This is a genomic window from Streptomyces sp. NPDC002520, from assembly GCF_053595235.1.
In genome coordinates, this window is record NZ_JBSFXG010000038.1 from 53,823 (window position 1) to 74,136 (window position 20,314).

Below are 20,314 nucleotides of genomic sequence, written 5' to 3' on the forward strand. Positions count from 1 at the left end.
GAGTCCGCGCCTCCGGGATTTCGGCGCGGCCTCAGCGACAGGGAGGACGTTGATAGTGACCGCAGACCGACGCGCGGGAGGCACCGGCACAGACATGGTCGTGGTCACCGCCTTGCTGGTCTTCTTCGGAGTAGTGGCCTGCACAGCGCTGTACGCACCCCGCGAATACAGCGACCGGGCATTCCGGCTGCTGGACTGGATGAAGGGCAGCTCTGAGCCCCCGGCCCCGGCGCCCGATCCGCCGGTCCGGCGCCGTGGTCAACAAGGAGGACGCTGAGGGACAACGGCGGATGTCCCGGAGAGTGCGACCGCCGGTATCGCCCCGATGCCCTCAGCCCGCGCTGCGTCGGCAAGAGGTGTGCGCGAGGCTCCGGCAGGGGATTCGAACCACTCGGGGCACCGGAGACCGGTGCACTGGCGGTTCTCTCGGCAGACCGCCCGGTCTCAGCTCCAGAGGTGCGCAGAGCGTCGCGCCCCGACCAGGCTCGCGTGCGATGCCCCCACGGGCAACGGCGCTGTGGTGTCGGTTCGGGGGCGTCAGGTGAGGTCTTCAGCACAGGGTGCCGGGTGGGTACTTCATCACCGCCTCCTGGTGCGGGTCCCAGACCCATATCCACGACGTGCGCCACAGGATGGGCAGTTCGTAAACCGGCTCGGCGTACGGGCTGGCCTCTTCCCCGGTGACGGGATCCCCGGTGGACGCGTCCACCCAGCCGGTCTCGACGGGCGCCGGCCGCCAGCTGGGGTCGCCCACGAGGATCGCCTGGGCGTACCGGATTCCGACGGTTCCCTCGGGCCAGGGAAGTCGCCACTCGCGTTCGTGCATCCAGGTCGATCCCGCTCCCGTGCGGACGCTCCAGTGCGCGAGTCCGGCCTCCTGGAACTGTGCGTGTACCGCGTCCGGGACGTAGGCGACGGAGCCCCCGCCGGCGCTGAGGATCGCGGAGCGGTGGGTGACGATGCCCCAGGGGGAGAATCGGCCGATGCCGATGAGGTACTTGAGGTGGTCGGGCGGGCTTTCGGAGAAGCAGATGCACCGGGTGGTCGCGCCAAACGGCGCGTACGCCCGGAACTGCTTCTCTCGCAGGATGCTGTCCAGGCGTTGCTGAGCGCTCATGACCTGGATCGACTCCGGTACCCAGTCGGGCCGTTGTCCGTTGCGACCGGTGAAGTGGTACAGATAGTCGCTCTGCGCTGGGCCGACGACTCCCAGATCCAGCATCGTCACCTTGCAGGTCCCCCCTCTTCGTTCAGCCGCGACCGCGGCCCCCGGTACGTCATACACGAAGAGAGAGGACCCGCCATTCGCGGCGCGCTACTCCATGTCGCACGTGCAGGGCGAGCACCGGTGGACTGGCGTCGGCACTGTGCGGCAGTAGCCGCACAGCGGGCACTCCCAGCATGGTTCCCTACGGTGCTGGGGTGCAGACTTCGGCGTTGATGCCTGTGCCTCACCATCCGCTCGCGCATCGCGCGCGCGAAGACCTGCCAACACAGCTGGCGGGCCCTCAGCATCACCGTCGTACGAGGGCACCGAGAGGCGCTAGGAAAACATCACGCTTCAAGCGGGGTACCGGTGTCATTCTGTGCTGGTGGACGTACCCCTTCCCGACCAACTGGGCACAGTTGAACGAGAGTCCTGCGCGGCTGTGCGAGAAGTGACCCGAAAGCTGAATCTCTCCGCGCCTCCTGAGCAGATCACGGGACAGCAGGAAGTCGCCTTTGTACCGGTGACACGCACGCAATGGAGAACCCTGCTGAGGGAAGCCGACCTGACCGGGCTTCAGCGGGAGACCGACGAGAAGGTTGCGGAGATCCTGCGCCTGCGGACCGCTTCGGGCCGAACCGTCGGGAAGCAGCTTCCGGAGTTGTTGCGGAGTCTCCACGCGTCGGTTGTTGCCTTGGGCTCTGTCGCAGAAGAGGTGTCCCGGTTCAGTCCGTCCCGTACGAGCGCGGCAGAGCGACGGTTGGCGACTGACCTGGCGCGAGCGAATCGGAGCGAGGCTCAAGCGCTGTTCGCCTGCCTGGAACAGGGATGGGCGGAGTCCGCTTGGTCTGCAGTACGGCGGTATGCTCTCGCGGCCCAGGCGGCCGGGCGAACTCTGGAAGCTGCCGCCAGGACTGATCACGCCGGCCTTCCTTACGAGGACGTCTACCAGCGAACGCTCGGGGTGTCGGCCGAGCAGGTGGGTCCCGGGTCGGGTGTGGCGTCGCGGGCCCGCCTCTTGGCCGCTTGGTCGGAAGCCCCGCAGATGCTCGATCATCGGCTGCGCCGGAGCATGAGACATCTGATCGATGACTCGCTGCCCCTAACGGTGATACTTCTCCATCACCTTGCCGTCCTAGCGATCTCCGATCGCCCCTTGGTAACGCACCGTGCTGCCCTCCTGGGACGTGACCTGGTGACGTCCCATCTGAAGTCCGATCCGGAACTGGCATGTTCAGTGATGGCACGACACGTCGCTCGAGAACCGGAGATGGTGTCCGCCCATCGAGGACAGATCGCCTACCTCGACGCTTACTACGAGGAGGAATACCAGGAAGAAAAGGCGCGGGCGGTCATGGACCTGCACCGGGCCGTGCTGGAAGCAGACGTCAGGCGCACGGCTGTTGTGGTACTGGAACTGCTGGGAAGGACGGTTCCGCAGGGGGCCCCGCTCGCCACCGTCCGGGATCTGCTGGCCGCTCAAGACGGTCAGCCGCTGTGCAAGTTGCTTGCCTCGACGATCCGCTCTGAGTGGCGCAACGCGAACGCCCACGAGGACTTCCGCTGGGACCCTGTCAACGGCACACTCCTCTTGGGCGGACGGCCAGCCGATCTCGACGAGGTACTGGACGCAGCGCTCCGCGCTCGCGCCATTTGCCGCGGGTTCGAGCACGGGGTCGCAGTGGCCTACGCACAGAACGCATCGCTGGTCATCCGGGGCGCGGAGGACTCGAACTACGTCGGCCGAGACCTCTCCATACTCCAGGCAGCTGGAGAAGCCAGATTCCCGGTGCTGGACATCCGGCGCCATGGCAGTCTCGTGCGGCTGGACGTGCCCGACGTCTCCGTTGAGAGCCTGAGAGAGGCGTTTCGTGCGATCCTCAGGGCCGCCATCGCGGACCCCAGCGTCGAGTGCTGGGAACTACGTCAGGCCTCTCCTGACCGACCTCTGCTGCACGTGGACCGTACGGGAACACGTGCCGGGCTCCAGGTCGCGGAGCCCCTATGGGACACTGCCGACCCCCTGCCTTTCGCCGCTCTCCCCCTGCTGGCAAATGCCATGACCAATGCGGGAGAACCCGCCGAGACAACGGCGTCAACGGTTCTCTGCCTGGCAGCTGCCCACGTCCTCGGTGAACGAGACCGCTTGTCGCCTGCCCTTGCACACGGGGATCCAGCCGCCAAGGACGAGTTGATCAGCACCACGAAGCTGATCAGCGACGGCGCCAAGGCGGCAGCGCACCTGATGGAGGGAGCAGCCCACCGCAAGTTGCTGGCCTTCGCTGAAGTTCTTGCCGGAGAGTGCCACCGGTTGAAGAGCGCTCCCCCCTTCGCACTTGTGCGCGAGTTCGTGCCGGCGTATCGGGCCCTGCGGAGGCATGGGCCAGCTCACCTCCCATGGATCACAGGACTCAACGACGCTGCCGTCTGAGATCCCCGACACGGTCGGGCTCAGATCACGCTTCAGAATTCAGCGCGCGGGCGAGATGGCCGACAGGCTGATCATCCTGGCCGAGAATCAGGACTGCTTGGCGTACTTCGTCGTGGTACGAGGGTTCGGAACCGAGTTCTGGTCCGCGGCCTTCCCCTTTCCGTCCAGCCCCAGGGACTGCTTGATGTTCTCGTAGTCGACGACGGGGGTGCCGATCCTGGCCACCGTGTGCCCGTGCGAGGTCAGCATGGCCTCGGCGAACGGGCTGTCCAGCGTGGCGACGCGGGTCCACGAGCGGACCTCTGCCAACGGAACAGACTGCACGATCTCGAAGTCGACCAAGAGGTCCGGGATGTCGAGGTACTTGGGCAGAATCCGATAACGGGCGTTGTTGTCGCGGAACATCTCCAGAGCCGCGTTCCGCTCCCGGCTCCCCTTGCCGGGGGATCCGGCCTCGATCCAACGAGCGATCAAGGGTGCTTCGATCAACGGAACCGCCTTGGCGAGACGTACGTACTCGGCCTTGGCCGCGCGATTGCCGCCGCCGGGCAGGTCCTCGTAGAGGTCGCACGCAGGGGTGAGGACGAGCCACCAGCCGTCCTGGGGGTCCCGCAGGACGTCTGCCGCGGTCACGTGCTTCGTGACCGGCGGCATCAGGTACATCCGGGCGGTCGACGCGTGTCCCATCACACGGTCCTCGGAGGAACCGAGCGCGGCTCCGAGGGCCTCGGCCGCGTTCTCCTTCAGCCAGGCAGCCAAGCGGTGCACAAGGACGGGGGCGATCTGGCTACGGTCGACAGCCCCGAGCCGGTCCCAGTTCGGGGCGATCTCGTCCCGCAGGAATCCGCGTACGTGCTCGTCCACGAGGGCGGTGATGTGCCGGGTGAGGACCGGGACTCCGGACTCGAGGCCCTCCCGTATCGCGGTGACGGCGTCGTCCAGCCGGTTCTTCGGGACCACCTGGATGAGCGGCGGCTGCGCCAGGTCGCTCACCTGCTCGGCGAGGCCGGTGCAGAAGACGACCGGCACCCAGCGGGTCTTGGCTATGCGGTCGTACAGTTCACGGCCCTGCAGATTGGGGTGCGCGGCGGAGCCGCGCCGTGTCGCGTCCCTGACATCCAGAACAACCAGGTCGAACGCCTGGGCCTCCAGCAGACGTTCAGCTTCGTCGAAATCGTTCTCGACGTGAATGTCGAGCGTTCCGAGGTCCGAGAGCTCCTCAACGAGCATCTCGGACAGTTCCTCCGCGATGTCCACCTCGTCCTCGACGATCAAGACCCGGTACACCGCGCCCCCGTCCGTCACCCAACTCTCCTTCGCAGTCTTGCCCTGAACGTGGCTCCGGCGAGGGGCCCTGGCGTCACCAGGGACAGATCGCCGTCGTAGAAGTCCTTCACGACGCTGCCGGCGATGCTGAGGCCCAGCCCGATGCCGTCCTCCTTGTCGCTGAAGTACGTGTCGAAGATCATCTCTTGGATCTCCTCACGTACTCCGGGGCCGCTGTCGCTCACGTCGATGTCGACCTCGTCATCGGGCGTCCGCCTCGTCTCGATGAGGATGGCGCGCTCCTTCCCCTCGGGCAGGGTGGAGAGCCAGTAGATCGAGTTCCCCACGAGGTTGTGGACCACCTGAGAGATGTCACCGGGGTCAGCCGTCACTGTCACGTCCTCGCCGCTGACGGTGACGGTGATGCCGTGCTTCTCCAGCGTGCCCTCGTGGACCGCGACGGCCTCGTCGATCGCGGCTTGAAGGGACAGGGCGCGGGGGCGGCCTCGCCGCCGGCCGCTCAGCGGCTCGACGCGGGTGAAGAGCCGGTCCAGAGCCTGTTCCTGCGCGGTCAGGTCGACGTGCATCTTCGTGAGAGCGGAGGCGAGCTGTTCGTCCTCGTCGCGCTTGCGGCCTGCCAGCTTGTTCAGCCGACGGAGGACGTAGGCGATCCGCGTCAGTGCCGTTCGACCGTCGTGCAGTACGACGTCGATCAGCGCTCCGAGCGTCGCCAGGCGGGAGAACTGCGAGAGGACCTCTTGGACCTTCTCGACGCTCTCGTCGATCGTTTCCTGAGCCTCCTCCAGCGCGCGGCTCAACTCGGTGTCGTCCGGGTACTTCGCGTTGAGAACGTCCCGGACGGGCGAGAGGGTGAAGTTCTGGAACAGGCCGTGGCGGTCGCTTCCGGCACCGGAGGGGGTGTCCACCGTGATCGGACCCGACTCGCGGCCCTCTCCCTTCGGGCGGCGCAGCCCGTAGCGCCAGGTCTCGAGCCGGCTCACGGCCTGGGTCAGGACACCCTTCAGGTCCTCGTACTCGGGAGAGTCGATGAGCCCTTCCCGGTGCGACCGGTCCCGAAGCCCGGGGTTACCGTCCGCCGATATGTACACGAAGCCCGCGACCTGGTTGTTGGAGAACCGCATGGTGGGGTTGTTCACGCGGCGGAGGTCGAAGCCCAGCCAGTCGAAGTCGACCTCCCCGAAGGGCTGCACCCGAAAGCCGTCCCGGTAGAGGGCGACACCGCTGTTGTCCTTGATCAGCTTGCGGACCTCGGTGATGTTGCGGGCCCCGAGGTCGATGTTGAGCATCTCCTTGAGGGAGGCCGAGTCGAGGTCCCAGGTACGGAGGTCGAGCTTCAGGGGGCCGCACTTGGGTGCCTTCCCGTGCGACGGGAAGAGGTACTGGTTCAGGGTCTCCGACTGCCCGGACGTGAGGTTGGTCATGGTCAGGTCGGCGAGACCGTTTTCGTCGATGGTCCCTATGAGGCGGTAGTGCGGGTGCGCCAGAGCTTCGCTGGCCCCGACGAAACCGGTGTGGTGGTCCAACGGCCCAGCCGGAAGCGAGAGGTAGATCGCGAACTCCGGCTGGTCGGGTACGTCCAGCTCCACAGGAGGAGGAGGGGGGAGGAGTCGGGACAGGGACCGCTTCAGACTCTCCACCGACTCGGCCCCCCAGTCCTGCCGAAGCCCTTCGAGCCGGACGAGGGTGCCGTGAGAGCCCGTCCAGGCGGACTGTTTCTCGCTTGCGCGGAAAGTACTTGTCACCTCGTCGAAGAGGCGTCGCGCTTCGCCGTTGTCGGCGAACACCTCGGGAGCGCCCACGTTCCACTGGACCGGTACCTGGTCGAGGTAGGCGTTCTCGGCGGCGAAGTCGCTCCAGTCGAGCCGGATGTTCACCTCGGGGCCGCCGGCCTTGCGGCTCCTGATCGCGGTCACGGCGCCGAGGCGGGCTGCGGAGAAGCGCCCGATTCCCTTTGCGCCAAGAACCCTTCGCCCGAACTGCTCACTGCGCGGGGCACGGTGCCGGAACGGTGTGGCAATCTCCATCCAGGTGTCCCGGACGGTCTCGGGGGACATACCGTGTCCGTCGTCCCACACCTCGATGGAACCGTAGCCCTCCTCCAACGGCCCGTTGAACCTGATCACAACCAGGCTCGCGTCGGCGTCGTAGGCGTTCTTGACCAGCTCGGTGAGCGCCACCCGCTCGTTGCTGATCAGTTCCTCACCAAGCGTGCTCATCAGGCGCGCACGGGGACGTAGGAACGTCTGTGTGTTCTCGGAGTCCACGCTCGCCCCTCTGACCGCTTCGCACCCGCACCCCCGCCCGAGGAGTACCAGCTGCGATCTTAACGGCGGGGAGGGCTCTGGAAACGCTGCTCAGGAGATTTGGGCAGTAGGTGTGCCGGGACGGGGGGTTCACGGTGGTTGCGGCACCCGACGCTCGACGAAGGGGGTACAGCCCTGTGATCGAACGTGTCTTCTGGTCCGAGCGTTCGTTGAGACAGGTGACGTTCGCGGACGTATCGCAACCGGAACGGGGGAGTCCCGAGGAGTAGCCCAGGGGGCGTCCTCTAACATGAGGTGGCTCAAGAGTAGAACACTGCTTCAAGTTACCAATGGGACACGGTGAGTGAACAGCAGTGTTCACCAGGCAGGTCACCCGCGTGACAGACGAGGCTTTGCGGCGGCGTGGACCGGCCGGAAGCCTTGCCTCCGCAGCGTCGTGCGTGATCTCCTGGAGGTCGTTCAGGTCATCAGGTACGGAGGAGTGGGTCGTGGCGAAGGAGAAGGGGGCAAAAAGCACGTATGGCGTGCCCCTGGAGCGGAGCGACTACCTCAAACTGGACAAGCACAGGCACCACTGTGAGCCGGACGATTTCAGGAAATGGGTCCAGTCCGGTTACGGAAAAGACAAACGCCTGGCTGTCGACCTCTTCTCGGGCGCCGGCGGGCTGAGCCTGGGCCTTGAACGGGCCGGATGGACCACCGCTGCGGCCGTGGACTTCGACGAGCGGGCTCGCGAGACGCATGCAGCGAACTTCCCGGGAATGAGTCTTTGCGTCGACCTCGGGGATGACGGTCAGCGAGGCGAATTCGTTCAGCGAATCCTGGACTCCGGAGCCGATATCGACATCGTGGCGGGAGGCCCCCCCTGCCAGCCGTTCAGTCGTGCCGGACGCAGCAAGATCCGGCACTTGGTCGAGTACCACAACCGTGACCCGCACGACCTCCGTAAGGAACTCTGGCGCGCCTACGTCGATGTGGTGGAGCGGCTCCTTCCACGTACCGTCCTCATGGAGAACGTCCCCGACATGGGGCTTGGCGATGACTTCAGCGTGATCCGCATCATCGAGGCAAAGCTGGAGAGCCTTGGGTACGTGACCCAGGTACGTCTCGTCGATGCGTGGAACTATCGCGTGCCGCAGCACAGGAAGCGTCTGATCCTCCTCGCACGGAGAGACGGTGGCGGCTTCGCGTGGGGCAAGCCGAAGAAACAGACCAAACTTTGGGATGCCATCGGCGACCTGCCTGCGCTCAATCCGGAGCCTTTGAAAGCGGTGGGTGCCCGAGTCATCGACTACGACGAGCAGCAGGAGTCGACACTCTCTTCCTTCGCCAAGGAGATGCGCAGAAGGGCAGACAAGGGTGTAATTCACGACCACATGACGCGGCGGGTTCGTGAGGACGACTTCAGGATCTTCACGGTCATGGATTCCAAAACCCTCTACTCCGAGCTCGAAGAGAAACTGGAAGAGGACGAGAAGGATTTCCAGAGGTACGACTCGGAGCAATTCACCGACAAGTACAAGAAGCTGGACTGGAAGGAATTGAGCCGCACCATCACCGCACACATCGCCAAGGATGGTTACTGGTACATCCATCCTGAAGAGGCGCGAACGCTGACCGTGCGTGAAGCCGCGAGGATCCAGACCTTCCCCGACCGCTTTCGGTTCGCGGGTACGCGGAGCGACGCCTTCCGCCAGATTGGCAACGCGGTTCCCCCGCTGTTGGGCGAAGCCGCGGCCCGGGTTCTCCTGCCGCAAGATGTTCCCGCCGGGGACGAGGCCGCGGACAAGTGGCCGAAGGTACGTGAGGAACTGACCCGCTGGGCCAAGGAGCAGCGTGCGGGCAAGCAGTGGTACCAGTTCCCCGGTGGCCGGAAGATGAAGCCGCTCGGGGCTCTCGTCATGGCGGTGCTCTCAGGAAGCAAGCTGCACCCGAAGCAGCTCTCCGACGTGATGGACGAGGTCGCTGGGCACAGGGAACTGACGCAGGACGTCTATCTCGCCCTCGTGAACGCAGCGCCGACAACAGCACTCCGCAAGCGTCTGGAGGGCAGGCTCAGTCCGGTCGTCGACAAGCCCGAGGTCTGGGTGAACGCGGATTCGGTTCTTGATCACAGCAAGGTGATGGGGCTCAAGCCGGCTGAGCTCGCCTTGTTCAGGCTGCTGGCCGGCGGCGACATAATGCTGGTCGGCCAGAGTGCGTTGCGGGTGGCTGCGAGGGTTCAGAAGAACGAATCGCACCTGACCAACCGACTGACCGAGGGCCGGCTCAACCTCATCAAGCTTCTCGGCGCCGGCCGGGACGCACCCGTGCGCATGGCCGCCATCAGGTTCATCGGCGAGAACCTGTGTCGTGACAAGCAGCCCTTCTGTGGAAGCTGCCCGCTGAGCGACTACTGCCCGACCCGTCCGCAGGAGGACGAGGGAACCGAAGCCACCTTGGACGTTGCGGTAACCACAGGCTGAAAGGGCCCTCCCGGGAGAACAGGGACGCTGAGGTGTGCGGCGTGGGCGATGCGCTGGGCGGCCCGCCCGGCGTCGGCCCTGACCTCACACTCCCAGATGCGCACTACGGTCCATCCGGCGTCTCTCGCCGCTTCGGTGTTCCTGGCGTCCCTTTCCATGTTGGTCGTGATCTTGGCTTCCCAGCGCGAGGCGTTCGGCCCGCGGAAGTGCCGTGTGCCGTGGGACGGGCAGCCGTGCCAGAAGCAACCGTCGACGAAGACCGCGACGGAGTACCGGGGCAGCACGAAGTCCGCCGTGCAGCGGGGAGCGACCTTACGGTGCAGCCGAAAGCGGAGCCCGAGGGCGTGGACGGCGCTCCTGAGTGTCTTTTCCGGTTCGGTGTCCCGGACGCGCCGGCCGCGGAGCTGCGAGCTCCAAGGGGTGCTCACCCATCCTTCGTGTGTGCTCACAAGGCCATGCTTCCACCTTGGGCGGTCATGCCGTGGGCGTGGGTGGCAGACTGACCTAGATGATCCGAGAACCCTCAGAACTCGACGTCGACGAGGCAGGCCGTGTGGAGCTCCCGCTCGGGATCCTCGCCGAAGCAGGCATCAGCCCGGGTACCAAGCTGCTCGTGTTCAGTGACGGGGACGGGCGCATCGTGCTGAGGCGGGCAGAAGACGCGATCAACGACCTGTTGCGGGAGGGAACCCTGTAGCGGCAGCCCCGGCTGTCGAGGACTGCCGCTCTCACTCGGTGTCGTGGTCGAGACCGACGGGCTCGGGGTGGAACCCGTGCCGCAGAGCCTCTTCGTAGACCTCCATCGCCTGCCTGGCCTGGGTCCCGGTGACCCGCCGCCCCTGGGACAGACGCTGCGCGACACGGTCGGCGAGCTGCCTGTCCACGGCGCGCAGAACCCGGCCTTCGCGGGCCCAGTCCGCCAGAGCCTGCCACTCCTCGCTGGGGATGTCCTCGACGGCGGCTTCGGCCTCGTCGGACTCGGTACTCTCGGGGGAGGCGATCTCAAACGGCTCGGCTGTGAGCTCGGCGGCCAGCGCGTCGGGAAGCGTCCACGGGATGCGGGAAACCTCGTCCCAGCAGTCGGGCTTCTTCGCCCACTCCGACACGTGCCGGTCGCCGGAGATCACCGTCTCCATGATCAAGGGACAGAGTTCGTCGAGGGCGTCCTCCAGGGCGTCGGTGGTGCCCTGCTCGTTCCAGATCCTGTCGAGGTCGATCCGCTTCTCGGCGGCGAGCGAGAGCCGGGCGACCGTGTAGGTCGTGATCAGTCGTTTGTGGCTGCCGGCCGAGTGCGCACGGGCGATCCGGTCGGCAGCCTGGAAGAGGAGTGCGGTGGCTATGGCGCGCTTGCAGTACTGCACGTCCACGACGGGATCGGACTTCTCGATCCGCTCCATGAAGTGGGCGAAGTTCTTCTGGGCGCCGCGACTCACCCAGTACGGGAGCTGCTCCCAGGAGTGCACGAAGGTGGCCAGGTCGGACTTGCTGAATCTCTGCCGGCTCGGCGTGATCAGCTTGAACTTGCGCTGGGCGGCGCGGGTCTCGTGCTCGGCGGACTTGTCGGTGTACTGACCCCGCGCCCGCTCGTAGAACCATCGCGTCTCCTGACCGCTGCCGTCGGTCGCAGGAGCCCACAGGCTGCGGGAGACACGCTCGAAGGCGACGTGGAACTCGTGGTTCGAGCTGAAGTCGACCAACGTCACCTTGTTCTGGGTGTTGGAGTACTGGGAGATCCTCGGAACGATCTCGGACAAGTAAGCGGGATCGACGATCGTGAGTTTCATCTGCACGTGGACCCCGGCCAGATCCCTCTTGTCATGAGTCAGGACGTGGTGCAGCGAGGCGGTGGTCTGCCCGCCGTTGACGATCTGGAGGCCGGTCATACTCCTGATGGCGACGGGACTGCCGTGCTCGTCGGTCTCGAAGTCCACGTCCGAGGCAGTGGCGGTCACGCCGTTGTTGTAGGCGAGGAAGCGGCTCGGATCCTTCAGCAAGGTTTCGCGGATGCCCTTGTTCACGCCACCACGGGTCTGGAGGAAGGACCGGACGTTGAGTTCGAGCAGGCGGGTCCGGTGCTCCTTGTACAGTTCGGCAAGCTGTCGGCCGGGGATGACGGCCAAGACGACCGAGTAGTTCGGCTCGTCGCTGTGCGCCGCCAGGCAGGGAAGCGGACGCTCGAAGGTCACCTTGATGGGCTCGCCGATACTCCCGGAAGTCTCGTGCCTGTGGAGCCGTGCAAGGTCCCAGAGCTCGTGCGTGACAGGGATCCCCTCGAACTCCCCGGGCCCCGGGGCGCTCGTCGTGCTGACCCTGTTGCTGAGGAGGAAGAGGCGGATCTTCGGAACTTCCGACAGCGCCTTCTCCACACCGACGCACATGTCGTGCACGTCGGTGTTGTCCTCCTGGTTGGGGCGGATGGCCCCGTGCTTGCCCAGGAACGCGAACAGCCTGCGGAAGAGCCTGTCGGACTCGGCCTTGGTCAGCTTGCTGCTCAACGGGGTCAGGTTGAAGTCAGTGGTGTAGAGATCGAGGCTGGACCCGTCCTCGGGCAGGCCGTAGCCGTAGATCTCCAGCCCCCGGGAGGAGTGGTAGGCGAGCGCTGCGTCGGTGACGACCCCGGCCTCCTCGAGGATCTCGAGTACGTGCTGGGTGAACGTGTTCGGGATCGAGCCGCCCTCGGCGTCCGCCAGCGCCTGGATGTCGGTTACCAGCGCGCGCGAGTAGTCGTTGAGGTCGTGCTCAGCCATGGGTTCCTCGGATCAGGTCGACGAGTTTTTCGGCGGCCACGCTGTGGGCGGTCAGTGCCGACACGTCGATGGTGTAGGTGCAGTTGCCCACCCCAGGCGGCAGCTCGGCCTCGACGATGCGGGGGAAACCCTCCCCGACCATCCAGAACTCGCTGCGACGCAGGGTGTAACGGTCGTGGTCGTATAGGTCCCGCTGATTCGGCAGATAGCCGGCTTGGACCAGCAGACTCTCGAAGCGCTGGGCGGCGGACGGCGAGGTCAGACGGGCCCGTATCTCGTCCACCAAGGCGTTCAGACTCCTGCCGAGCCCACTTTGCCGGTCGTCGAGGACCACGTGAGCCAGTGCGAGAGGCGTCGAGTCGGCCGTGTCCAGCTGACGCTCACTCGCGATCTGGACCGTCCGGGGTGAGCGCGCCGTGGTCGCCTTCACCTCGACCGCGGCACCGGGCAGCTGGAAGTCCTGGTTCGTCTGCCGAGGGCCGGTCCAAGAGCTGACGGCCGTGTGCTGGTCCACAGCCGGAAGTACGTATTCAAGAAGGAAGTGGAGTTCGCCGAAGAGACCGCACCGAGCCTGTCGGGACAGGCCGTCGCGCGACACGGAGCGCAGCAGCTGCTGCCACCGGACGTAGCGGCGAACCGCGGCCTCCGCCGCCGTCTCGGTTGTCGGTGCGTCCCGCACCACCTCAGCAATGTCGGTGACAAGCGGGGTGAAGACCTCGGTGAGTTCGTCGTCGGTGAGCATCACCTGAAGCTCGTAGTGGTTGCCGGACACCGACGACAGGTTCAGCTGCAGGCCTCGGGTGGCCGGCAGTTCGTGGATCTCCTGACGTACGGTGTCGGCGGTCCTGGCGTCGGTGCCGAGCAACAGCATCCGCCGGAGAGCAGGGTGCGTCACCGACACCTGGATGTCGTGCGGGGAGTCGGGGTGGAGCCGCCGGGTGGACCTGCCCGGGGTCTGCTGGTGGGCCTCCCGCTCCTGCCACACACTCTCGTCGATCACTCTTCGTCCTCGAAGTCGTCGAACTCCATGTCCTGCTTGAACCAGATGTCGTTCACCACGTACTCGGTCTTCAACTGGTGGCGGGAGAACGGGAAGCTGATGGCGAACCCGACCAGCGGAGCAACCGGCTCGGGGTTCCCCGACGACTTGGCCACCTCGGCAGGGCTGAGGGGGTACAGCAGAAGCAACGGCTGGTCAGAGCGACGCTGGTGACGCAGAGGCCGACCTCGGGGGGTGTCGGGGTCCAGCGGTTCGCCCTTCCTGTTGAGCTTCCCCTTCGCGGCGTCCTTCGTGGCCTTCAGGGCCCGGTCGTACTGTTCCTCGGTCAGGTCGCAGAGCTCGTCGGCAGGGCTGAGGACGCGCTTGATCGTGTAGCGGCCGGGAACCACGTCCGAGGACTTGGAGTGGCTGCGTGTGATGAGGCCGATGGAATGGCCCGCGATCTCAGCCGGCTCGCCCTCGGGCAGTCGGCTGGCGAGGCGGATCGTCCAGTTGCCGAGCTCACCCTGCCTGGCGCACTGGCGCACGTACTCTGCGATGAAGGCCGGCCGCACCCGCTGGGCCTGCCGGTCGGTGAGATAGGAGTCGAGGAAACCCTCGGTGACGTCCGAGGCCGCGACCCCACTCCAGGTGATGCTCCCGCTCCGCTCGTCCACGTTCCCGGCTGAGAGTGCATCGAGGCGCGCGGCAAACGACTCGAGGAGGTCGTAGTTCTTGCGAACCACCTTCTCAGAGAGGTCGAAGATGGTCGTCTCGGGAAGCTCACCGGAGTAGCTGAGGCGGACACGCGTGCCCTGCCTCATCTTGTTGGAGGCCGTGATGCCGAGACCGAGCGACGAGGTCCTGACCTTGAGACCGTACTCGCGGGGGGTCAGCCCCACCGCGGACATCTCCTCGACGTCGCGCCGGAGTTCGTCGGTGGCCGCGGTGATCTCCGCGTACTGGCGCTGCAGTGTACGTGTCGTGTACAGCCGGCACAGGTCCTCGTAGTGGGGACGGTAGCCGAACCAGCGGCCCATCTGCAGCAGGGTGTCGTACGTTTTGGAGGCACGCAGGTAGTAGCTGACCGACAGCCCTTCGAGGGTCAGACCGCGGGAGAGTTTCTCGCCGCCCACGGCGATGACCGACAGGCCGGTCTCCCGGCGCTCGTAGTACTGGAGGGCATCCTTCGCGGCACCGTTGACGGCCATAACGGTGATCTTCGCAAGGGCGGCGTGGAGATGGGGTTCGACGTCCTCCCAGTCGAGCCTGCCCCCGGTCATGTCCTCGGTGCAGGGGACGAAGTCCTCGTCCCAGAGCTCCCGCAGCTCTTCCTCGAGTTCTTCGCGGGCACTGCTGAACCTGTCCTGGAGAACGTCGAAGAGCAGGCGCACGTGGGCGTCGATCTGCTCGCGGACCTGCTGCTGTACGGCTGTGAAGCGGGTCACGTGCACCAGCATGGAGTTGTGCACGGCGACCTGCCCCCGCGCTCGACGTACCGCGCAGGTCAGGACGAAGGACCGAATGGCTCGCTGCAGCGACTCGGGTAGGAAGTCCGGAACCTGGTGGTAGGACTTGTGCTTGTCCGGCACCCAGAGGTCCGTGTCCTTGATGTGCCTTATGAGAGGCAGCGGCTCGATGTCCTCCTCGTCGCCGTCGGTCTGCAGACCGAAGAGACGCTCCGGACCAAGGTAGTTCGAAGGCGCCCGCAGGGTGCGGATGAAACTCTCCGGGAAAAGGTCGGGGCCCAGCTCGTCGTGGTCCGTGTCGGGGCTGATGTAGATGTTCGCGAAGGGGGTCGCGGTGTAGCCGACGTAGGACGCCTTCGTGAAGCTGTTGACCAACCGCCTGATGGCCTTGTTGATCGCCGACGGGTTGGTGTCGGGGTCCTTGGAGGTGTTCACCCCGGCGTTGTCGGCTTCGTCGTCGATCACGAACAGGGGGAGGTCGGGAACGACCATCCGGCCGGTCTCCGGGTCCTCCACGCCGTGGTTGTCGATCACCCAGTCCCGCAGGTTGTCGATGATCCGTCGGTTCTTCTTGACCACCAGGACCACCGGGACACTACCCACGGGCACGTTCGCGGAGACCGCCGTCTTGCGGGCGAAGTCCCCCTTCTCGTGGCTGGTGGTGAGCGACGCGGCCTTCAGGCGCTTGCCGTGCGACATCGCGCCAACACCGATATGACGGTGCGCGTCGTCGTCCGAGCGGAACTGGTACTGGGTGTCGAACCCGAGGAGCCCTTCGTCGATACGGAGCTGGGTCTGGCTGCGCAGGTCGTTGTGGATCCCGGCGAACACCACGATGAGCCGGTAGCCGGCGTCGGCTGCCTTCGCGGCGAGTCCGATGAACTGCCCCGTCTTGCCGGACTGGACCTGTCCGATCACGAGCCCGGTCCGGCGCCAGATGCCTTCCCGCTGAGGGTCTTCCAGCTCACCGAGGACGTCGTCGGTGCTCTGGTCGAGTCGGCGCACGACCTGCGTCGGAAGCTTGGAGACGGTCAGGAGGTAGCGCCGGTAGCGGTCCCAGAAGTCCCACTTCCGGTCGGCCTTCGCGTCGGCAAGCCAGGGCACGTGCCCCTCGTCGTCCTTCATCGCGGAGGAATCGGCCTGGAACACGGTGGCCCGGGCTTCGAGCACCTTCCGCACCTGGTCCCGCTCCACCGTGATCCCCTGGGCAGCGAGGATGCTGACCGCTGTGTTCACGGCGAAGTCCACCTCGGCCGGCGTTGCCTGGCGGTCACCGGGCAGGAGCAGCACCGCGGTCTGCTCGGCCTTTTCGAGATTGTCTTCGGGGGTGGTGCTCACAGCGACCTCCTGCGGCCGGGTCGGTTGGGAGTGGGGACTACCAGGTGGGTCAGGAGTTCCAGAAACCTTGTTGCTCTTCGAACGGGGGCATTGAGCTGAGTACTCCCCGGGCATCCTCAGGGGAGCGGCCCTGCCCAAGGAGCGCTTCGTACACCTGGCGGGCGATGTCGACGGTCTCCGGAGCGGCCGGCCCCGGACCGCCGAAGGGTTCGGGGTCGTCGACCGTGTCGGTCTCGTGGAGCATGCGGAGCGCCGTGACCGGGACCGTTTCCTCAAGGAGGCGGATCATCGAGCGGACGACGTCCGGGTTGCCGCCCTGGTCGTCCATCGCTGCTTTCACCAAGGGGTGTTTTCGGTTGATGCGCAGAACGATCCGGCCGGCGTGGCGCTTCACGTTCCAGGCGAACTTCAGGGGGTCACCGTGCGCCCGGGAAACCACTTGACCACGCTGCCGTGCGGAGCGGGAGGCCGCCTCGCGCGTGTACCTGGCGATCCTCTCCAGGTGACGCCGCAATGAGACGGGCGGAACGACGCTCGCCTTGCGCACGTCCACGCCCCAGTCAGTGTCGGCCTCCGCAGGGATGTCCACAGCGATCCGCGCGAGGTTGTACTTCTCCTCGCGCCGCAGCCCGCGGATCCCCAGCCAGTCACCGGCGAGGATCAGGCGGTCACGGCGGTAAACGTAGAACCCCTGCTGCCCCAGCCATCCCTTCTGTCCGGCAGCCGACTCGTATTCGGCTTCCGAGAGCCGCTGTGCCGTCGGGAGGACGAAGGGCTCCACGCGCACCGACTCCGATCCCAGCGGCAGAGGCTCCCATGGAATCCGCTGGACCGACGGGTGCTTGGACAGAAACGGATCCCAAGGGGAGAGGTCGGAGCCACGCACCCGTATCCGGCACCGGGCCGGACGCTGCAGGAAACGGGCGAAGACCATCGCGAGGTGGGCTTCGGTACGCTCGGCCTCCGCATAGAACTGGGCCTGCGTCTTTTCGTCGTCGCTGGCCACAGCGGTGTTGTGGTAACCGGAGAGCTGTTCCCACAGGACGATGGTCCCGTGCTGCATGCTTCCCGCGATCCGACGCAGGAGAGCGGTGGTCGTGTCGCCCGGGTCACGGAGGAGACGCCACTCCTTGTAGTGCTCCACGACGCCGAGGTCCCACGTCCGGACGTGCCAGACTCCGTCCCTCACGGTGGCGACGGTGAGCTTGCGGCACTGGGAGAACGAGGCGGACTTCAGCCCCACACCGAAACGGCCGAGATCAGTGGCGCTCCGCTCGGCTGACGGACCGCGGGCCGCCACCGTCATGGCGGTCACAAGCTCGGGCTCTGTCATCCCCCTGCCGTCGTCCGTCACAGCGATCCAGGAACTCTGTCCGTCCCACGTGAAGTCGACGTCGATGTTCCGGGCCTCGGCCGAGACACTGTTGTCCACAAGGTCCGCGACGGCGGCGGGGAGCGAGTAACCGAGCGAACTGAGCGACGCCACCATGCCAGCAGGGTCGGGAGCGGCGACGTCGAAGTCCATCTTCACGCTCCGTACCCGGTGTACCCGGTCAGTCCTGTGCGGTCGGTTCGCCTGTGTGCTCCGGGGAGCGGCTTGCGGCAGGACTTCTCGGGCCTCGCGCGGTGAGTGTGCCGCTACTCGTCCCACGACAGCCGAAATCCCCCGTTCGGAGCATCCTACCGAACGGGGCTCGTCTGACGTAGGGGATCTCTGTGGAGGGCTGTCTGCCAGCTTCGCGAGGAACAACACGTGCGTCGCTCGGTTCCTGGGTGGAGAACACGAAGATCCCGCTCTCGTCCCCGACGAGGCGTCACGCACACGTGTGCACTGGAATACCCACAGGCCGGTTTCGATTGCTCCTCCTGTAGTGATCGCGGGAGGGGGACGTTGGTGACCGACCTGAAGCTGTTCCGGCTGAACGCCGACGGCCGGGACGTCGAACTGCGCGGCTCCACGGTGACGCTGGAGGTGGAGCTGCAGCGGCGGGTGGAGGCAGGCATGGAGGCCATGCTCGGTATCCGCTTCCTGGCGTCGGAATACCCGACGGGGCCTTGGCACCGGGGCCGGATCGACTCGCTCGGCCTGGACGAGAACGGCACACCTGCGCTGATCGAGTACAAGAAAGGCGCTGACAGCGGTGTCCTGTCGCAGGCGGTCTCCTACCTGTCGTGGTTGGACTCCGCGCGCCACGAGTTCGAGGCACTGGTCAAGGAGAAGCTGGGCTCCGAGGCCGCCGAGTCAATCGACTGGCGGAACCCTCGGATGGTCTGCATCGCCGCTGGCTTCTCGCACCACGACCGAGTCGCGGTGCACCGTCTGCGCGAGCGGGTCGACCTGGTGCGCTACCGCGTCTTCGAGGGTGGGCTGCTGAGCCTGCTGCTGATCGAGTCCACGCCCGGATCCACGAGACCGGTCTCGGATCGTCGCCGGAGCCGCGAGCGAGAGGTCACGGCTGGTGCCGCTGGCGGAGGAGGAAAGACATCCGCTCAGGCAACTGCCGCCGCGGGTGCGGTTCCTGGCTGTCTGCAGGACCTGTACGTCGAGCTGGACGAGGCCCTCACCGCCTGGGGCGAGGTCGAGGTGGCTCAGCTTCGGCACTACATCGCCTACCGCCGGATGGTCAACGTCGCCTCCGTCATCTTCCGTCCGAAGCACGAGGCGATCCTGGTCTACCTCAAGGTCGACCCGGACACGGTCGAGTTGGAGGAAGGCTTCTCGCGCGACATGCGGGGTATCGGCCACCTCGGGACCGGCGACCTGGAGGTGCGTATCGCCTCGGCAGCCGATCTGGAGAAGGCTGGACCGCTGATCCGGCGGGCGTTCGAGGCGGCCTGACGCAAGAGGAAGGGCGGCTGGTGCATCTGTTTCTCGATGCACCAGCCGCCCTTGTCCGTCTGCGGTCCGTCGGCCCCGGTCCGGTCGCTCTCATACTCATGCCTCCGGTCCTGCCAGGACGAAGCCGTCCTGGGTCAGCTCCGCTCGGAGCCTCGACTCAGCGACATCGGCGTAGTGCGAGGACAGCTCGACCCCCAGGAACTGCCGGCCCTCACGCAAGGCGGCGACGCCTGTGGAACCGCTGCCGGTGAAGGGATCCAGGACGGTGCCGCCTTCGGGGCAGATCTGCACGAGCTGCTGCATGATCTCGACCGGCTTCTGGGTGATGTGGACCCGGTCCTTGCGGGGCTGGGAGGCGATGAAGTGGCCGGGCAGGTAGAGGTCCCGGTCCTTTTCGAGGCTGCCCTTGACGCCCCAGACGATGAACTCGGCCGACTGCTTGAACCCTCCCTTGCGGGGCCGGCTGGCGGGCTTGATCCAGGGGATCGTGCCGCTCCAGGTCCAGCCCGCCATCTGCAGGGCGTCGGACGTCGTCGGCTCCTGGCGCCAGTCGGAGAAGACCATGGCGACGGAGTGCTCGGTCGCGGCCCGGTACGCCTCGGTGAGCAGTGCGGTCAGCCAGCTTCGATAGCTCCGCTGGTCGCGGTTCTCGCCGGGGAAGTTCTGCAGGTCGTGGGCCGATCCGGCCGTGACGTACTTGGCGCGGGCGGTGCGGCCGGTGCGGTCCGAGCTGGTGCGTCCGCCGGAGTTGTACGGAGGATCGGTGATGACGGCGTTGACGCTCTCGTCCGGGAGGGTCTTCAGCACGGTGAGGGCGTCGCCTCGGTGCAGCGTGTAGTTCATGCGCGGGGCCTCTTTCAGGACGCGACGGGACTCGGCTAGCTCCGGACGGCGGTCAACAGCGGCCGTCCGGAGTGGGGTTGCGCCGGAGGTTAGACGCGATTTCCGGCCGCACCTAACGAGCCTGTGCAGTGCCTCGGGCCCGGGTCCGGGGGTCGTTTGGTGCGGCCGGAATCCCGGTCTACTGTCTCGCCACGTCGCCGAGGCGGAGCCCAGCTCCACCAGCGCTGACCTGTGCCGATCCGTGTTGCCGTGTCCAAGGACATGGGCCGGAAGGCGCGTTGATCCCCCGTTCCCGAAGCCCGTGAGGAGACCCGGTGCACCACCTGAGATTACGAGCGCGGCTGACTGCCGCGCGTGGCCTGAACCCGGTGCCCGGGAGCTACCAACTCCCCTGACCCGGGCCCGCCCTGAGAGGCGGATTCACATCGGCGCGGTGCCGACGGCT

Annotated in this window: 14 protein-coding genes; 5 read left to right on the forward strand and 9 right to left on the reverse strand. The window is 66.3% G+C overall.

Annotated elements, in window-relative coordinates:
- The first annotated feature begins 55 nt into the window (after nucleotides 1-55).
- The gene (locus tag ACWD5D_RS36145) at nucleotides 56-277 is read left to right on the forward strand and encodes a hypothetical protein (protein ID WP_451377028.1); all 222 of its coding nucleotides are present in this window, start codon (nucleotides 56-58) and stop codon (nucleotides 275-277) included.
- Between the two features lie 273 nt (nucleotides 278-550).
- Here ACWD5D_RS36145 and ACWD5D_RS36150 read toward each other — a convergent pair whose 3' ends face one another.
- Complete coding sequence (locus ACWD5D_RS36150) at nucleotides 551-1,222, reverse strand: hypothetical protein (RefSeq protein WP_451377029.1); 672 nt, start codon at nucleotides 1,220-1,222, stop codon at nucleotides 551-553.
- A gap of 370 nt (nucleotides 1,223-1,592) precedes the next feature.
- Here ACWD5D_RS36150 and ACWD5D_RS36155 point away from each other — a divergent pair, with 370 nt between their 5' ends.
- Nucleotides 1,593-3,638 carry a hypothetical protein gene (locus ACWD5D_RS36155; protein ID WP_451377030.1) on the forward strand — a complete coding sequence of 682 codons (2,046 nt, stop codon included), beginning with the start codon at nucleotides 1,593-1,595 and terminating at the stop codon, nucleotides 3,636-3,638.
- A gap of 87 nt (nucleotides 3,639-3,725) precedes the next feature.
- On the opposite strand, the gene ACWD5D_RS36160 is transcribed toward ACWD5D_RS36155, so the two are convergent.
- The gene (locus tag ACWD5D_RS36160) at nucleotides 3,726-4,943 is read right to left on the reverse strand and encodes a hypothetical protein (RefSeq protein WP_451377031.1); all 1,218 of its coding nucleotides are present in this window, start codon (nucleotides 4,941-4,943) and stop codon (nucleotides 3,726-3,728) included.
- The gene (locus tag ACWD5D_RS36165; RefSeq protein ID WP_451377032.1) at nucleotides 4,940-7,141 is read right to left on the reverse strand and encodes a sensor histidine kinase; all 2,202 of its coding nucleotides are present in this window, start codon (nucleotides 7,139-7,141) and stop codon (nucleotides 4,940-4,942) included. Before ACWD5D_RS36165 ends, ACWD5D_RS36160 begins: the two co-directional genes overlap by 4 nt.
- Nucleotides 7,142-7,677: 536 nt before the next feature.
- On the opposite strand from ACWD5D_RS36165, the gene ACWD5D_RS36170 reads away from it, so the two are divergent.
- Entirely contained in the window at nucleotides 7,678-9,654 is a 1,977-nt protein-coding gene (locus ACWD5D_RS36170) for a DNA cytosine methyltransferase (RefSeq protein ID WP_451377033.1), read from the forward strand.
- Here the strand turns inward: ACWD5D_RS36170 and ACWD5D_RS36175 are convergent.
- The gene (locus tag ACWD5D_RS36175; protein ID WP_451377034.1) at nucleotides 9,582-10,103 is read right to left on the reverse strand and encodes a very short patch repair endonuclease; all 522 of its coding nucleotides are present in this window, start codon (nucleotides 10,101-10,103) and stop codon (nucleotides 9,582-9,584) included. The genes ACWD5D_RS36170 and ACWD5D_RS36175 overlap by 73 nt on opposite strands.
- Nucleotides 10,104-10,162: 59 nt before the next feature.
- Between ACWD5D_RS36175 and ACWD5D_RS36180 the strand changes: the two genes are divergently transcribed.
- Nucleotides 10,163-10,351: an AbrB/MazE/SpoVT family DNA-binding domain-containing protein gene (locus ACWD5D_RS36180; protein ID WP_451377035.1), complete on the forward strand. Its 189-nt coding sequence runs from the start codon at nucleotides 10,163-10,165 to the stop codon at nucleotides 10,349-10,351.
- Nucleotides 10,352-10,382: 31 nt separating this feature from the next.
- Here the strand turns inward: ACWD5D_RS36180 and ACWD5D_RS36185 are convergent, their stop codons facing one another.
- The 4 genes from ACWD5D_RS36185 to ACWD5D_RS36200 are packed head-to-tail and all read right to left on the reverse strand — an operon-like array spanning nucleotide 10,383 to nucleotide 17,940.
- A complete protein-coding gene (locus tag ACWD5D_RS36185) occupies nucleotides 10,383-12,401 on the reverse strand; it encodes an AIPR family protein (RefSeq protein ID WP_451377036.1) in 2,019 nt (672 codons plus the stop codon).
- Complete coding sequence (locus ACWD5D_RS36190; RefSeq protein ID WP_451377037.1) at nucleotides 12,394-13,401, reverse strand: PD-(D/E)XK motif protein; 1,008 nt, start codon at nucleotides 13,399-13,401, stop codon at nucleotides 12,394-12,396. The genes ACWD5D_RS36185 and ACWD5D_RS36190 overlap by 8 nt, the downstream gene beginning before the upstream one ends.
- Nucleotides 13,398-16,187: a Z1 domain-containing protein gene (locus ACWD5D_RS36195; protein WP_451377038.1), complete on the reverse strand. Its 2,790-nt coding sequence runs from the start codon at nucleotides 16,185-16,187 to the stop codon at nucleotides 13,398-13,400. The genes ACWD5D_RS36190 and ACWD5D_RS36195 overlap by 4 nt, the downstream gene beginning before the upstream one ends.
- A gap of 49 nt (nucleotides 16,188-16,236) precedes the next feature.
- Nucleotides 16,237-17,940 (reverse strand): ATP-binding protein, encoded by a 1,704-nt coding sequence (locus ACWD5D_RS36200; RefSeq protein WP_451377039.1) that lies wholly within the window; start codon nucleotides 17,938-17,940, stop codon nucleotides 16,237-16,239.
- Nucleotides 17,941-18,081: 141 nt separating this feature from the next.
- Here ACWD5D_RS36200 and ACWD5D_RS36205 point away from each other — a divergent pair, with 141 nt between their 5' ends.
- Nucleotides 18,082-19,026 (forward strand): DUF5655 domain-containing protein, encoded by a 945-nt coding sequence (locus ACWD5D_RS36205; protein WP_451377040.1) that lies wholly within the window; start codon nucleotides 18,082-18,084, stop codon nucleotides 19,024-19,026.
- A gap of 96 nt (nucleotides 19,027-19,122) precedes the next feature.
- Here ACWD5D_RS36205 and ACWD5D_RS36210 read toward each other — a convergent pair whose 3' ends face one another.
- Nucleotides 19,123-19,869, reverse strand: a complete 747-nt coding sequence (locus ACWD5D_RS36210; protein ID WP_451377041.1) for a DNA-methyltransferase — start codon at nucleotides 19,867-19,869, stop codon at nucleotides 19,123-19,125.
- Nucleotides 19,870-20,314: the final 445 nt, after the last annotated feature.

What these genes read in the sequence shown, in the direction of transcription:
- ACWD5D_RS36150 (WP_451377029.1), bottom strand. Translation starts at nt 1,222, where the DNA reads ATGCTGGATCTGGGAGTCGTCGGCCCAGCGCAGAGCGACTATCTGTAC.
- ACWD5D_RS36165 (WP_451377032.1), bottom strand. Translation starts at nt 7,141, where the DNA reads ATGAGCACGCTTGGTGAGGAACTGATCAGCAACGAGCGGGTGGCGCTC.
- ACWD5D_RS36180 (WP_451377035.1), top strand. Translation starts at nt 10,163, where the DNA reads ATGATCCGAGAACCCTCAGAACTCGACGTCGACGAGGCAGGCCGTGTG.
- ACWD5D_RS36185 (WP_451377036.1), bottom strand. Translation starts at nt 12,401, where the DNA reads ATGGCTGAGCACGACCTCAACGACTACTCGCGCGCGCTGGTAACCGAC.
- ACWD5D_RS36210 (WP_451377041.1), bottom strand. Translation starts at nt 19,869, where the DNA reads ATGAACTACACGCTGCACCGAGGCGACGCCCTCACCGTGCTGAAGACC.